The following is a 14,568-nucleotide window of genomic DNA, read 5'->3' as shown; positions in this document are numbered from 1 at the left end:
TGCATTCAATCGTGGTAATGTGTTAAAAATCCCCAATAGTCTTTCCCCGTTTCATAAAACCCGGCTGATGAATATTTGTATGCTTCAGGAAATTTACAAATTCTCGCTTTTACTGGGTTTTGATGGATGTAATTGAGTTTTTGCATAAAAACCGGGTGTGAACGTAATTCTATGCTTAATGCGTTTCGCTCCCAAAACTGATATGCTCTGTCTTTTGCGTCAACCCTAAAGTGCTGCAATGTGTCTGGATGCAAACGCTCCAGATCTTTCTTTATCCGCTGTGCCGTGTATTTCAAAAAGTCGCGTTGCACTGCATCAGGTGAATGATCGGGCATCATCTGCCATATCAAATGTATATGGTTGCGCATGATTACGAAAGCAAAAATCTTAACGCGTTTAGCAGTTACTAAAAACCGCAGACTGTTGATGATAATGTCCTTGTATTTGTCGGGTTTCAGGAGCGCCTTCCATTCCAGGTTGGTAGCGGTGAAAAAAGCCGGGTATTCAGTGATTAAGGATAGCATACTGAAAGATACGAAAAATTATTCCTTAGTTGGTGTTGAGTGGAGCCTGGGGCGATGGCAGAACACCAACTAATAGTGCTGTGGGTGTTTTGCCCTCGCTCGCTGCTGTACGCAACACCTACAGCGGCGATAACACCGGCGGCGGAAAGCCGTTGGTGTTTTTTCTGTGCTCATGGCCGGACTCAACACCAACGAAGGTGGCGCGGTTAGCTTTTCACCATTTCAATATGCGGAATCCCATCCTCTTCATATACGTCGCTTGCTTGTTGAAAGCCCAGGGATTCATAAAAGCGTTTAAGGTGTTGCTGGGCGCCAATGCGGATGGGATTTTTGCCAAACAAACGGTAGCTGGCTTCAATGCTCTGTTCCATTAATACCCGCCCAAGACCTAAGGCCCTATAGGTTTGCGCCGTTACCACACGTCCGATCGATTGCTCCCGATAAGAAACGTCTTTGGGTAGTAACCGCGTATAAGCAACAGCAGCGCCATTATGCCAACCGATTAAATGATACCCCTTCAGATCCTTTCCATCAAGATCCTGGTAAACGCAGTGCTGCTCCACTACAAAAACGGCCGCCCGTAATTGCAGGATCTGGTATAATTCGATTGTTGACAAGTCTGCAAAAGCCTTGCAGGTCCACTCGATATTGGGTTCTTGCATCAGTAGTTATATTTTTCTTTCCACAGTTTTTTTAAATAATTGCGCAGTTCCTGTTCACGCGCGTTGACTCCTGGTTCGTAAAAAGAAGTGCCCGCAATTTTCTCGGGAAGGTATTCCTGTTCGCTGAAATTGTTTTCAAAGTTGTGTGAATACTGATAGCCTTTGCCGTAATTCAGGTCTTTCATCAGCCGGGTGGGCGCATTGCGGATGTGCAGAGGCACCGGCAGGTCGCCTGTATTGTTTACTGTTGACAATGCCTTGCCAATAGCCATACAGGCGGCATTACTTTTAGGAGAGGTGGCCAGGTAGATGGCGCATTGTGACAAGATCAGGTTGGCTTCGGGATAACCGATCTTTGTTACGGCATCAAAAGTGGCATTGGCTAAAAGCAGTGCATTGGCGTTGGCCATGCCAATATCTTCACTTGCGGAAATGACCATGCGGCGGGCAATGAACTTTAGGTCTTCACCCCCTTCGATCATCCGGGCCAGCCAATATACCGCGGCATTAGGATCGCTGCCGCGGATGGATTTGATGAAGGCAGAAATAATATCATAATGCTGCTCACCCGACTTATCGTATAAGGCTATTTTTTTTTGCGCAATTTCCATTACGCGTTCGTCCGTAATGACTACAGGCGCTTTCTGCGCCTCACAAACAATTTCAAAGAGGTTTAACAACTTACGGGCATCACCGCCGGAAATGGTGATCAGCGCATCTGTTTCCTTTAAGGTAACCTGTTTCGCTTTTATTTTCTCATCCTGCTCCATTGCCGTATGCAACACCCGGATGAGGTCTTTTTCTTCCAGGGCTTTCAGCACATAAACCTGGCACCGGCTCAGCAAGGCACTGTTCACTTCAAAAGAAGGATTTTCGGTGGTAGCGCCAATTAAGGTGATGATCCCTTTTTCCACGGCGCCCAGCAAGGCGTCCTGCTGACTTTTATTAAAACGATGGATCTCATCAATAAATAAAATAGCCCCCCTGCTTGCAGTGGCCGTTGCAATGGCATCTCTTATATCTTTTACCCCGGATGATATAGCGCTTAACGCGATGAACGGGCGGTTGACGGTATTGGCAATAATGGTTGCAATAGTAGTTTTACCAACACCGGGCGGCCCCCAGAGGATCATGCTGGGTACCGTGCCGGTTTCAATAGATTTCCGGAGGATACTGCCTTTCCCGGTAAGGTGCTCCTGCCCGGCCAGCTCATCTAAAGTCATGGGCCTTAAGCGTTCAGCTAATGGGGTCATAGTCTACTATTGTTTGAATCCCTAAAGATACTGCTAATTTATTTAGTACCACGGTGGATGAGATCGGATTCTGTTTTATTTGCTCACAGCTTTACACGGAAATCCTTTTGAATGTTTTTAAAACTGTCCAGATCTTATCGGCATATTTACAAGGCTGCTTTCGTATTTGCAGAAAAAATGCTGGTGACGATAAGTGAAATGATCAAATACCCCAGCACGATTGCCCATCCAAAGGGCGTAAAAGTTTTTAGCGTGAACCAATCGCCCCCGGCGTATATAATCCATCCCCCGCAAAGCGCTTTCAGGCCCTCCCATATCCAGGTAAACCGGTTGCCATCCATTAATTCGGCTAATGCATAAACAAAAAGAAAGATGAAAAGTCCGTAATAAAAAATGCCCGGCGACCCTATCGCCGCTATATTCCCAAAAAGAAAGCAAATAAAAAAGAGCAGGATGGTTAACTGGATCCACAGCCAAACTTTTGCCGGGGTGCTAAGGAGCGGATTATATTTTTCAAATTGGTAAACGTTCTCAATTTTACGAACAGGGAATTTTTCCCTTACATCAGCCGGGCGCCAGCCGGTGGGCATCAGCCAGATGCGGCACCTGTCCTTCCAACTGCGGGTACGCCAGGCATCTTTTATCAGCAACCCTACGTGTTGGAAGTTTATTTTTACCGGGTTCCAGGTTTGAACGGGTCTTGTAATACCGTATACCGGCGGCTTTTCGGGTATTTCCGCCTGGTAGGTGCCGAGCCATTTATCCCAGAAGATGAATATCTGCGAATAGTTTTTGTCGAGATACTCAGGGTTGATCGCATGATGCACGCGGTGCAGGGAGGGCGTTACAATAACGGCCTCCAGCCAGCCCATTTTTCTTATGAAAGTGGTATGATACCAGAACTGTGCAAATAAATGAAGCGGAGTAACCACGGCAATCACTTTTTCGGGTACGCCCAGCAATGCTGCGGGGAGGAGGAAGATGACGAAAATATTGGCAAAACCGGAAATGCTTTGCCGCAAGGCGCAGGCCAGGTTAAATTCTTCGCTGCTGTGGTGCACCAGGTGGCCGTTCCAGAAAAAATTAAATTGGTGCTGGATGCGGTGCACGCAATACCCCGAAAAGTCTAATACGATAAAAGCGATCGCATACGTAAGCCATGAGGCCTTAATATGCAGAAGCGCCCAATGTTGCACCATCCAGGAATAGGAATAAATAATAATACTGAGCCCCAGCACATCTTTGGTAATATTGGTTACCCCGCTCAGCAGGCTGCTAATGGTGTCATTCGTTCGCATGGTCTTTTTTTCTTTCCGCCAGGAATAACCCATTTCAAAGAGGACCAGCAGCAAAAATGCAGGAATGGCGATCAATAATATTTTACCGTAGGTTTCCATTTAAGAATAAGCAAGGTCTTTTTCAAATTTACATTAAAAAATGCCGGAAAACCGGTATATTTTAAACTATTACTGTGCATTAGTTTTGTGTTACAATTTAACCAACCTCCTGTGAAAGTTCAGCGTTTAACAAGAGAGTCGTTAAATGATCTATTCGTAAGGGCCGTTGCTAAACTGAGTTTTAAACTGCAGGTGCTGTTTTGCAGTTCATTGCAGATAAGTTTGAACCTTTTAAGTGCTGATGGTATGAGTAATGCCGGTGTGAAGAATAACAAGCAGGAGTCCAGTCATTTGTTGTCCGCTAACGACAAATGGCTGCTTTGGAAGACGTTTGTTAAAAGGATATTCCCCGGCTTTTTTCTTTCCGTATGCTTACCCCTGCTCGTATTGTTTTTTTTGCTGGAAACAATTGCCGAGATTGACGGGCAGTCAAAAATGCTTGTTTATCTTTTATTGCTGTTGTTGTTGGCAGCATTGGGCTGTATCTGGAGGCTTTTATATTTGCAGCACCGCATGGTATTGCGCTATCTTTTTGTACGCAAAAAGACCATCATACACGCGCGGGTATTACATATTACCGTAAGCATTCTTGAGAAAAAAAAGGTATACCGTGTCGTAACCGAATCGCTGGTGATTAACTCCATGCTGGATACCATTTTAAAGAACGAGGTTGCGTTTGTGCAACTGAAAGCGGGTTCTTTGCTCGAAATTCATTTGCTTTCCGACACCATTCCTCATTATTTACGGATAAAAGAAATTGTTGCGTAACGACCATCCAAAAAGGGCCGGCGCTTTGTTATGGTGGCGTCGTTAGTCTCTCGAAGGAATGAATGTAAAGCGCGTTTTTAACCGTAAAAATGGTTTTTCAAAATAATTGTACGATAACATTGCAATCGTTACCGTTATAAGAAATACGATAACAAAACCTATTTCGTTTTTCCATTCACCCAGGCCCATTTTATTACTGAACGTTGCCAGCTCCGCTTTAAAAATATGATAGATGATCCAGTATATGGTGATATGAAAGACATACATTCCATACGATATGCGCCCGAGATAAGCCAGCGCGGCGGGCATGCGTTTTTCGGATGATCCGAAGAACGAAAAAAAGAAAGAGAGCACACCGGCAAGTATCAGGAACCAGCCGCTGACAGACTGTGCAATGGTGGCGAGGTGCGGCGCATCTGCATTCACTTCGCAAATTATGGAAGCCGCTAACCAGCAGGCGTATCCCGTCGCAAACAATACCATCCGCGTTAGGAAATTCAAATGCGGTTGCCGGCCTTTCAAAAAAACGGATACCAGAATACCGGCTGCAAAAAACTGAAAATGTACAAAGCTGTTTGTCCACTGGCCACTGAATCCTTCAGTGGGCCTTTGGGCATAATAAAGGATGACCAGGTAGGAAAGTACAATTGCAAAAAAGGAAAAGATCTTTAATCCTTTTTTTCCGGTGAAGAACAAGACCAGCGGTAATAAAATATAAAGCTGCTCTTCTACTGATACGCTCCATAACGGGTTTATGCAATAGGACTGCCATTCATTAAATGTTATGTACCAGTTGCCCGAAAATAGCGTGAACGCCAGTTGTGCTTTTGGCGGTATGTTTCCGCCAAAATGAGAGGTGACGGAGGTTAACAAAACAATTAAAAAAAAGAAAGTGAGGTATAAGGGCCAGATGCGCAGGATCCTCCTGATATAAAAAGATCTGACGTTGATCTTCCCAAAACTGTCCTGTTCTCTTATAAGCAATTCTGTAATTAAAAAAGCGCTCAGAAAAAAGAATAAGGGAACCCCATAGTTGCCTACCAAACTCAGGTGGTATCCCCAATAATAGTGTTTCGCATCAACGGGTGCCAGGTCCATCCGGTGTACAAAGAAGACAAAAAGAAAGGCGCACAGGCGCAATACGTCCAACTCGGGGCGATAGTATCGTTGTGGCGTCATAGTTTTTTTGTTGCAGTTGTTAATGAATTTCAATGGATGGATGACGGCCCCGGCTTATAATGCGTTTTTTAATTTTAATACCAGCATCACTTCGGAGGCTTCGCCCGGCTTTAAAGATGCAAGATTGATCAGGCAATCCTTACCGGTATTCTTCAGGCTCAGGCGCTTGTTACTGCCCAGCAGCGTTGCTGTGGAGCCGGCGGGCACCTTAAGATCCTTAATGCGTATTTCCTGTTTGTAAGCAGGCAATATGCAATAGAGGTCCTTGCCCTTTGTGGTAAAAAAGGCTTCAATATGCGCCGTATCTTTCCGGGGTTTTATCAGTTCGGTTACACTGTAATTAGCAAAGGCATTTTTCCCGGTTTTGGAGGGTACCATGCCTGCGCTCCATTGGTAGGAATGGGTGTATGCTTCCGTTCCGTAAATGGCTTCCCCGTTTTTGTTGAGCCAGATGCCGATGTCTGCGAGGCGCTGTTGCATGATGATGGGGATACGCCCGTCAGCCGTGGGGCCAATATCCAGCAGCAGGTTGCCCCCGCGCGATACAATATCCACCAGCATTAAAATAAGATCGTTACTTGTTTTATAATCATTTAATTGTTCATTGCGGTTATAGCCGAATGAATGCCCTACGCCCTGGCATTCTTCCCAAACCACGTTTTTATCCATACCGCTGCCGTATTCGGATGTTACGTACAGCGCACCCTTATTCTGATTGCGCGTATTGCTGCCCCAGCGGTCGTCGACCACCACCTCATCCTTAACGGGAGATTCATTAAACAGCCAGGCAAGAATTTCGGGACTATGCCAGCCGGTGTCCGGCAGATCCCATTCGCCATCGGCAAAGATGAGCGAAGGTTTATATTTATTGACCAGGTCTTTTAATTGAGGGATCATGTGTTCTTTCACATAGCGTTCTTTGTTGCTTAGCCAAAGCGGGTTAAACCACTCGTACAACGAATAGTAATAGCCCATCTTCAAACCCGCATTGCGGACGGATTGGGTAAGATCACCCAGCAGATCGCGCTTGGGAGTTCCTGTTACGGCATTCCAGGGATGGCCCCAGTCGCGGTCGGCCTCGGCGCTGTTCCACAAGGCATATCCCTCATGATGTTTGGAAGTAAGCACCACATATTTTGCGCCCGATTTTTTCAATACATCGGCCCATTGGTCGGGGTTAAACATTTCGGCCTTAAACAGCGGTTCAAATTGTTCATATTTAAAATTGGCCCCATAGTTCTTATTATGAAAATCTACAAATTTTTGCCGGTAGGCTTCATTTTCTTCTTTACCGGTACCGGGGACTATGCGCCGCCAGTACCATTCTGCATAACTGTAGCCGCTGTTAGGGATCACCGGTGCGTAGGAAGGAACAGCGTATACACCCCAATGAATAAAAATACCAAACTTGTCCTGGTGAAACCATTCCGGCATTTTACGGGTATTTAACGATGCCCAGTTGGGTTGAAACTTTTGGGCAGCCACTGGGTAACAACAAGCAATAGTCAGCAGCAACGTAAGTAATTTTCGCATATCAGATATTTTATTGTTACCGGGTTTTAATAACGGATCGCTTTTAAAGCATCGCAACCTATTAATCGTCCGGCGTCGTGTTCCATCCAATAAAGCTAGTTGATTAGGGCGAAAAAATCAATTGTTTCGTACATTAATCATAAAGATAAAAGCAAGCAGATGGCAGGTGACATACAAGAGCCTTTATATTGCCGGGATAAAAACAAATTGAGGCTGTATCAAAAGTCTCCATTGTCATACCCCGATAGTCATCGGGATGATCCGGTATCTAAAAATAACGTATGGTTATTAATAGATTCTGAGACAAGTTCAGAACGACATTCCGTTGTAAAACGAATTTGGATACCGCCTCCTTCTTAAAAATGGCTGCGGCATTTGTAAGCACAGTGGTCTGATTGAAAATGAATTTTCAATAATCACCGTTGAAGCAGAAAGCCTTACCGCTTTTCTTTTAGCGACCAGCCGAACTTTAGCCCGATGATGAATATCACGAGTAATAGTTCTCCTATTGCCAGCAGGATATCGCCCGGTACCCGCATCCAGCGCAGAAAATGCATAATGTCCGTCTGCATAAATTCCGCCGAGCGGGCATACCAATACCCGTTTTTAATCGATGCCGCCGATTGCATAATACCAATGGGCAAAAGACTGATGGTTACCATAACCAGCAATCCAATGTTGGTGAGCCAGAACGCCCATCCTATCAACTTGTCGTTCCATTGTCGTTCGGGGTATAGACCTCTTAATACGAACAACATTAATCCTATTCCCAGGATGCCGTATACACCAAATAATGCAGCATGACCGTGCACTGCAGTGGTGTTCAATCCCTGGATATAATACAATGCAATCGGCGGGTTAATGGCAAAACCAAAAATCCCCGCTCCCAGGAAGTTCCAGAAACACATCGCAATAAAACAGTAGATAGGCCATTTGTAGGCTTTGATCCATTTGGTTGATTTGCTGAGCTGATAGTTGTGATACGCCTCATAGCCAATCAGCACCAATGGAACAATTTCCAATGCACTGAACGTAGCGCCCAATGCCAGAACGGCTGTTGGTGTTGCGGAGAAATACAGGTGGTGAAAGGTGCCCAGGATACCACCCGCAAGAAATATGATGGTTGAGAACAACACGGCGCTGGTAGCTGATTTTAGTCGCAGCAGCCCCAATCGTGTAAACAGGAAACCGGCCACTACAGTAGCAAAGACCTCGAAGAACCCTTCTACCCAAAGATGCACGACCCACCATCTCCAGTATTCAGCAATAGCCAAATGTGTTTGCCGACCGTACATGAGCCCGGCTCCATAAAATAATGCGATGGCTACTGAAGCCACAACAAAGAGGGTCAGCAGGTGCCGGCTTTCATCTTTTCTTCTTAATGCCGGAAGCAGGGCCCGCAACATCAGCACCAGCCAAAGCACTAACCCGATCAACAGCAAAATCTGCCAGATCCTTCCCAGTTCAATATATTCGTATCCCTGATGACCCCAGAGGAAATTATCCACAAGGCCCAGCTTTTGCATAATACCCAGCCATTCTCCGGCAAGCGATCCCAGTACAACAACCAATAAGGCCCCGAATAATATGTTTACCCCTAATTTTTGATATTTGGGCTCATAGCCGGAAACGGCAGGCGCAATGTACAAGCCGGTGGCAAGCCAGGAAGTAGCGATCCAGAAAATAGCCAACTGCACATGCCAGCTTCGCGATACAGATTGCGGCAGAAAACGATCCAGCGGTATACCATAAAAAGCGCTTCCTTCCACACCGTAATGCGCCGTAATAACTCCTGATAACATTTGCACCAGGATTAACAGCGCAACGATCCAGATATATTTAAGAGTGGCTTTCATAGAAGGGGTGGGCTTCATATCGCGCAGGGGGTCCTCCAATGGAAGCTTTTCGCTCATTTCTTCGTCCTTGTTCCGGGCATGGTATAGTACCAGGATCCCTAAACAGGTTAAAAGCATCAACACGCTGAACCCGGACCACAGGAACAACGAACCCGAGGGGGTATTGCCTACCAGTGGCTCATGCGGCCAGTTATTTGTGTACGATATGTCACTGCCGGGGCGATCGGTAACACAAACCCAGGTACTCCATGAAAAGAAAGCCGTCATTTGATTCATGCGACTACTATCCTTAATAGTATTAACGGGAATGGCATATGCGTCCCGTAATTTTGCCATTGAAGGATCGCCCATAAAGAGTTTGGCGTAATATTCCCTCAATTGCTTATGCACCTTGGCCCGTTCAGGTGAAATGATAATAGCATTGGCTTTTTCATCAAAAGTATTGGTGCGCAGTTCTTTTTTTAATAAGATCTCATACCGGGCCTGTTCTTCGTCGGGTAGTTCGCTATAGGTTTTGCCATCTTTTTTTGCCAGTTCTTCCAGTAATAAGGATGCTTCCCGATGCAGATAGTCTGCTGTCCAGTCCGGCGCAATATAAGCCCCATGCCCCCATATACTTCCAACGGTTTGTCCTCCGATGGACTGCCACACATTCTGCCCGTCTTTTATATCCTGTCCGGTGCTCAGCACTTCGCCATCAGTGGTCATTACCTTATCCGGGATCGGGGGGATCTTACGGTAAATATCTACTCCAAAGTATAAGAGCACCGCAAAAGACGCAATGATAACGACTGTCAGCCAGGTCCATAATTTTTCTGGTTTCATAATGGTCTTATTTTATTTATTTCTTTTTCCTGTTAAAGGCGTCAAATTTATTCTCCAGGATAAAGCAACAGCAATGACAGGCGTCATATTACCTGCTGATGTTGATTGATAATCAGGCATTGTTGATGTGGGTCACAAATGGCACTGATCACTGTCATTGCTATATGTGCTGCCTGTAGAGTAGCTTAGCCCCCAAATACAGTAGATAAGAAGGCAATGGGTTACTGCAAACCAGTTAGAGGGAAATGCTAGGCAAACTCCAATGGGTCATCGGGCAATCAATAAATAGTAAATGTATGAAAAAAATTCTTTTTGTTTGTGATGGGGAGAACTATTCTTACGGCTCATTCGAGTTTATTAAATTGATACACCTGCACGAACCGGTATACGTAAAAGGACTTTTTTTCCCAACAATGAAAAAGGCCTCTCTATCTTATGATAGTTATGCTCCGGGTGTTTATGACGAGTTGCTGGAGAGCAGGCAGGAAGCAGAGCGAAAGGGCATTGAGCAATTTATCAACCAGTGCAAGACTCACAATATACAATGCCTTGAGGTGAAAAAAGATGCGGCATCCTGGAATAAGGATTTTTGGGAAAAAGAGACGCGGTATGCCGATCTGATGGTTATCAGCCAGGAGCTTTTAGGCGCCAATCTAAATTCCCTTCAGCCCAACACCCACATGCTGGAACTGTTGCGCTGGGCCGATTGCCCGGTGCTAACTGTTCCTGAAACAGCGCTGCCCCCGGAACATATTATAGGGGCCACTGATGGTTCTGCAGAAAGTATGCATGCGCTGACGCAATTTTGCAAAATGTTTCCCCAATACAGTGCGCTTCCTGCAAAGTTTGTATATGTTAAAAACGAACACAATAAAAAAATACCGGATCGAAGATTATTGAAGGAGTATGTGAGTTTACACTTTAAAGAAGCAGAGATCCTGAAATTGCATTGGGATCATCAAAAACTTTTTACTACCTGGTTGGGCTGTTATAAAAATGCACTGGTAGTTACCGGCGCGTTTGGCCGGTCTGCCTTGTCAAACCTGCTGCAGAAAAGCTTTGCCGCGCAGGTTATTCGTGAACAGGCTGCACGGGTATTTATTGCTCATTAATGAAAAAATAAAATTAAGTCCGCGTTTCCGTTGTTATCACTATCTGTTGCCTGTAGTATTTTATGGCTTATGGCCGTATAAAAGAGCTAAACGATACATCAGGAAAACGCTTGGCACAGTTGTTACTATCGATTATGAAGAAACTGAAATTAGATCAAATACGATACGAATGCAACGCATGGAAAAGAGGCGTGAATTTCATAATGGAAGAATCGGTCATTATGAAGATCCGGCTTTCGGAGATTTTGAAGCTTAGTCTGAATGAACAACTGGTAGAGGGCGTTGAACGGCTGCAAAATAAGTTGATAAGGAATGATGAGCTGATAGGGGTTTTTCGGGATGACCTTACCGATATTAACAGTTTTATTCAAACCGAAGCGGCAATACCGGCACAATTGGAAAAGGAGTTTGATATCAAAATTGATCGCCTGCAACATAACCTGTTATACCTGGAAAAACACTTCAGTAAATTAAAATCGGAATTTAATAATTACCTTAGGAGTAATATGGGGCATACGATACGGAACTGATTGCCTCTTGCGGCGGATTTTTCCGGATTGTTGCGGAATAGATGGGGGTACGATTCAACTTTTCGCCGGAAGCGGTGATCGTTTTCGCACGTCACTTCGAAGGCAAACGAGAAGTCTCCGCCGTTTTGATGAGATGTCTCCCTTGCGGTCAACATGACGATAGCGAAAATTTGAATTGCACATCGGGGTTTGCGTGGGCTGATAATTTAAAAATATTTTTTATGAGCTTTCTTAATAAAAAAATGACCTGGACCAATGCTGAATTTATACCATTCAAGCTTTGTATTGCAAGCATCTATCTTATAGCAGGCGCTTATTTCAGCAATTTTGTACAGCATTATTATATTCCGCTCTTTGTACTATTTGTTATTTCTGTTATATGGACGCTTTATTTATGGGTGCGGAAAATGAACCGCAGTAATCAGGACAATTAGTTGCAATACCGCCCGGTTGCGCGAACCAAGGGTCAGTGTTAGTTGAGCAGGTTTTCCAGTTTTTTATGATTGAGAATTTCAATGCCCCCGGATTTAATGTCGATCAGTTTCTCGCTGCGGAAATCACTCAGTGTACGTATCAGGGATTCGGTCGCCGTTCCGGCAATAGAAGCAAGGCCTTCCCGGCTGATGATAATAACAAAATGCTCTTCATTGTTTTGTCGATACTTTTTTTCAAGCAGCAGCAGCGCATCTGCTACTTTTTTACGGAGAGAATTATAGGCCAGTCGCAGCAGTTGCTCTTCTTTCGCCGATACATTTTTCGCAAGCATCTGGATAAATTTTTGTGCCACAGCACTGTTGTTGCTAATTAATTCCGCAAAATCTTCTTTAGGCACAACGGCTAATTCTGTATCCTCCAGTGTTTCCGTTGTATCCTTATAGGCAGTTCCTTCAAGTAACGCTACATATCCTAAAAAATCGCCTGTATTAAATAGTTCGGTTATCAATTCTTTGCCATCGTCGTTGGTCCGATAGGCTTTTACTTTTCCTTTTAAAACATAATACAACCGGCTGGGATGGTTGCCCTCGGAATAGATAACCTGTTTTTTCCGGTATCTATTAATATTGCGATCTTCGGTTAAAGAAATTAAAGCCGCTTTGCTGTCAGATGCTTTCAGCAATTGCTGCAACCCCTCCAGCCCGGCAGCAAAGTCCTGTTTGAGCAGGTCCATTTTTTTTAACCTGCCGTCCACGGCATTCAGTAGTTCCGTTCCGGTAAAAGGTTTGGTGATATAATCATCTGCGCCCAGTTCCATTCCCTTCCGTAAGTCACTGCGCTCTGTTTTTGCTGTTAGAAAAATAAAAGGAATATTCTTGGTGGTCTCATTTCTATGCAGTGCATGCAACACCCCATAGCCATCGAGAACGGGCATCATAATATCACAGATGATCAGATCCGGGGTGTGCTCGATGGCTTTTTCCACGCCTGTTTTCCCATTTTCCGCAGCAATGACGTTGTAATTGGATAACTCGAGAATTTCAGCCGTATTATTCCGGATGTCGTCATTGTCTTCAATCAATAAAATCGTTTTCATTATTTATGCTTTTATACTGTGGTATTGTTGGGAAACCTGATGATAAACTCCGTGCCCATATCCAGTTCACTTATACATTGTATAGAACCGTTCATGAGCTCTGTGTACTTTGAAATAATATGCAGACCTAACCCGGTGCCCTGGATGTTTCCTGCATTGGCGGCGCGGAAAAAGCGCTCTGTTAAATGCCGCTGGTCTTCGCGTGAAATGCCAATACCCTTATCAGCAATGGAGAGCAATACGGAACTGTCATCCACAGTACTTCGTATCGTGATCAACCCATTGTCCGGAGAAAATTTACTGGCATTGGACAGCAGGTTTATAAGGATATGTTTTAACAGGGAAGGGTCGAGGTGCACTTCCTCCCGTCCTTCATGGTTGTAAACAAACCGTTGCTCTTTTTTTAAATTGATCTCCATCTCGCGGGCAACGCCCAGGATCACCTCCCGGATATTGAAATCAGAAAGCCGGACCTGTATTTTTCCTTCTTCTATTTTGCCAACGCTTAAGAAATCGTTCAGAATATCGGTAAGCAATTGTACGGAAGATACAATCCGTTGCAGATGGCGTTCCCGCTTGGAAAGGTCATCTGCGCCGGCGCCTGTATACTTTTCTATAAGGTAGGCCGAGGATAAAATAGTACTCAACGGGGTTCTGAATTCATGTGAGGCGATGGATACGAACTTCGATTTCAGTTCCCCCAATTCTTTTTCCCGTTCCAGCAAGCCCGAAAGCTCATCTTTTGATTCTTTCAATTCGTCCATAGCCACCTTCAGTTCCTTCGTACGCTGCTCTACCGTAAATTCCAGTTTGTTATTCAATTCTTCGATCTCTTCCTCGGCTTTCTTTCGTATGGATATATCGTTGACAAACGCGATCACAAACTCTTCCCCGGCGTCATTGTAGTTGCTTAAGCTAACCTCCACCGGGAATTCGCTGCCATCTTTTTTTATGGCATACAGATCCATGCCTACACCCATGGGCCTGCTTTTGGGGTGATGCGCATAGGTAGTACGGTGGGTAACATGTTTGGTATGGTACCGCATCGGGATCAAAACTTCGATCGACTGTTGCAGCAGTTCATTCAAGGTATACCCGAACAGGTTTAAGGCAAACGGGTTGGCCGATTGAATGGCTGCCTTACTGTTTACTATAATAATGCCAACGGAAGCCTGATTAAAAAACGCTTCATAGCGATAACTGTCCTGGCCTTTTTGTGCTGCAGTACTCATACATGTCTAATAGGTTTTAAATATAGAACAAATGGAAATTACGAGCAAATGTTTGCAGGATACGGATGCTGGCTGCAAGTTACAGGTTACTGGTTCCGCGGGTGCCGTTTGTCGTTTGGCGCAACAGAGGATCCCGGATATTAAATATCAGGATCGGGTACCTCTA

13 protein-coding genes are annotated in these 14,568 nt (G+C 44.8%); 4 read left to right on the top strand and 9 right to left on the bottom strand.

Annotation, left to right across the window (positions count from 1 at the left end; all coding sequences use genetic code 11):
* Window positions 1-5: 5 nt before the first annotated feature.
* The 4 genes from NIASO_RS08630 to NIASO_RS08615 all read right to left on the bottom strand — a co-directional run bounded on the left by NIASO_RS08630 (window position 6) and on the right by NIASO_RS08615 (window position 3,836).
* The gene (locus tag NIASO_RS08630; protein ID WP_008584333.1) at window positions 6-524 is read right to left on the bottom strand and encodes a transposase; all 519 of its coding nucleotides are present in this window, start codon (window positions 522-524) and stop codon (window positions 6-8) included.
* Between the two features lie 206 nt (window positions 525-730).
* Window positions 731-1,186 carry a GNAT family N-acetyltransferase gene (locus NIASO_RS08625; protein ID WP_008584337.1) on the bottom strand — a complete coding sequence of 152 codons (456 nt, stop codon included), beginning with the start codon at window positions 1,184-1,186 and terminating at the stop codon, window positions 731-733.
* On the bottom strand, window positions 1,186-2,439 hold the full coding sequence (locus tag NIASO_RS08620; protein ID WP_008584339.1) for a replication-associated recombination protein A: 1,254 nt from the start codon (window positions 2,437-2,439) through the stop codon (window positions 1,186-1,188). The genes NIASO_RS08625 and NIASO_RS08620 overlap by 1 nt, the downstream gene beginning before the upstream one ends.
* Before the next feature lie 146 nt (window positions 2,440-2,585).
* Entirely contained in the window at window positions 2,586-3,836 is a 1,251-nt protein-coding gene (locus NIASO_RS08615) for a sterol desaturase family protein (RefSeq protein WP_008584341.1), read from the bottom strand.
* A gap of 111 nt (window positions 3,837-3,947) precedes the next feature.
* On the opposite strand from NIASO_RS08615, the gene NIASO_RS08610 reads away from it, so the two are divergent.
* The gene (locus NIASO_RS08610; protein ID WP_008584344.1) at window positions 3,948-4,604 is read left to right on the top strand and encodes a hypothetical protein; all 657 of its coding nucleotides are present in this window, start codon (window positions 3,948-3,950) and stop codon (window positions 4,602-4,604) included.
* A gap of 42 nt (window positions 4,605-4,646) precedes the next feature.
* Here NIASO_RS08610 and NIASO_RS08605 read toward each other — a convergent pair whose 3' ends face one another.
* From NIASO_RS08605 to NIASO_RS08595, 3 genes are all read right to left on the bottom strand, one after another.
* Window positions 4,647-5,783: an acyltransferase family protein gene (locus NIASO_RS08605; RefSeq protein WP_008584346.1), complete on the bottom strand. Its 1,137-nt coding sequence runs from the start codon at window positions 5,781-5,783 to the stop codon at window positions 4,647-4,649.
* Between the two features lie 54 nt (window positions 5,784-5,837).
* Window positions 5,838-7,316 carry an alpha-L-fucosidase gene (locus tag NIASO_RS08600; protein ID WP_008584348.1) on the bottom strand — a complete coding sequence of 493 codons (1,479 nt, stop codon included), beginning with the start codon at window positions 7,314-7,316 and terminating at the stop codon, window positions 5,838-5,840.
* Between the two features lie 437 nt (window positions 7,317-7,753).
* Complete coding sequence (locus NIASO_RS08595; protein ID WP_008584350.1) at window positions 7,754-9,997, bottom strand: nitric-oxide reductase large subunit; 2,244 nt, start codon at window positions 9,995-9,997, stop codon at window positions 7,754-7,756.
* 296 nt (window positions 9,998-10,293) lie between these two features.
* On the opposite strand from NIASO_RS08595, the gene NIASO_RS08590 reads away from it, so the two are divergent.
* The 3 genes from NIASO_RS08590 to NIASO_RS08580 all read left to right on the top strand — a co-directional run bounded on the left by NIASO_RS08590 (window position 10,294) and on the right by NIASO_RS08580 (window position 12,073).
* A complete protein-coding gene (locus NIASO_RS08590) occupies window positions 10,294-11,109 on the top strand; it encodes a hypothetical protein (RefSeq protein ID WP_008584351.1) in 816 nt (271 codons plus the stop codon).
* Window positions 11,110-11,243: 134 nt separating this feature from the next.
* Window positions 11,244-11,639, top strand: a complete 396-nt coding sequence (locus tag NIASO_RS08585; RefSeq protein WP_157547215.1) for a hypothetical protein — start codon at window positions 11,244-11,246, stop codon at window positions 11,637-11,639.
* 221 nt (window positions 11,640-11,860) lie between these two features.
* Window positions 11,861-12,073 (top strand): hypothetical protein, encoded by a 213-nt coding sequence (locus NIASO_RS08580; RefSeq protein ID WP_008584353.1) that lies wholly within the window; start codon window positions 11,861-11,863, stop codon window positions 12,071-12,073.
* Window positions 12,074-12,111: 38 nt separating this feature from the next.
* Here the strand turns inward: NIASO_RS08580 and NIASO_RS08575 are convergent, their stop codons facing one another.
* On the bottom strand, window positions 12,112-13,170 hold the full coding sequence (locus NIASO_RS08575) for a response regulator (protein WP_008584354.1): 1,059 nt from the start codon (window positions 13,168-13,170) through the stop codon (window positions 12,112-12,114).
* 11 nt (window positions 13,171-13,181) lie between these two features.
* Window positions 13,182-14,402 (bottom strand): PAS domain-containing sensor histidine kinase, encoded by a 1,221-nt coding sequence (locus NIASO_RS08570; RefSeq protein WP_008584355.1) that lies wholly within the window; start codon window positions 14,400-14,402, stop codon window positions 13,182-13,184.
* Window positions 14,403-14,568 lie beyond the last annotated feature (166 nt).

The organism is Niabella soli DSM 19437, assembly GCF_000243115.2.
Lineage (GTDB): Bacteria > Bacteroidota > Bacteroidia > Chitinophagales > Chitinophagaceae > Niabella > Niabella soli.
The sequence above is the reverse complement of the archived record's forward strand: the minus strand, read 5'-3'. Positions and strand labels throughout refer to the sequence as shown.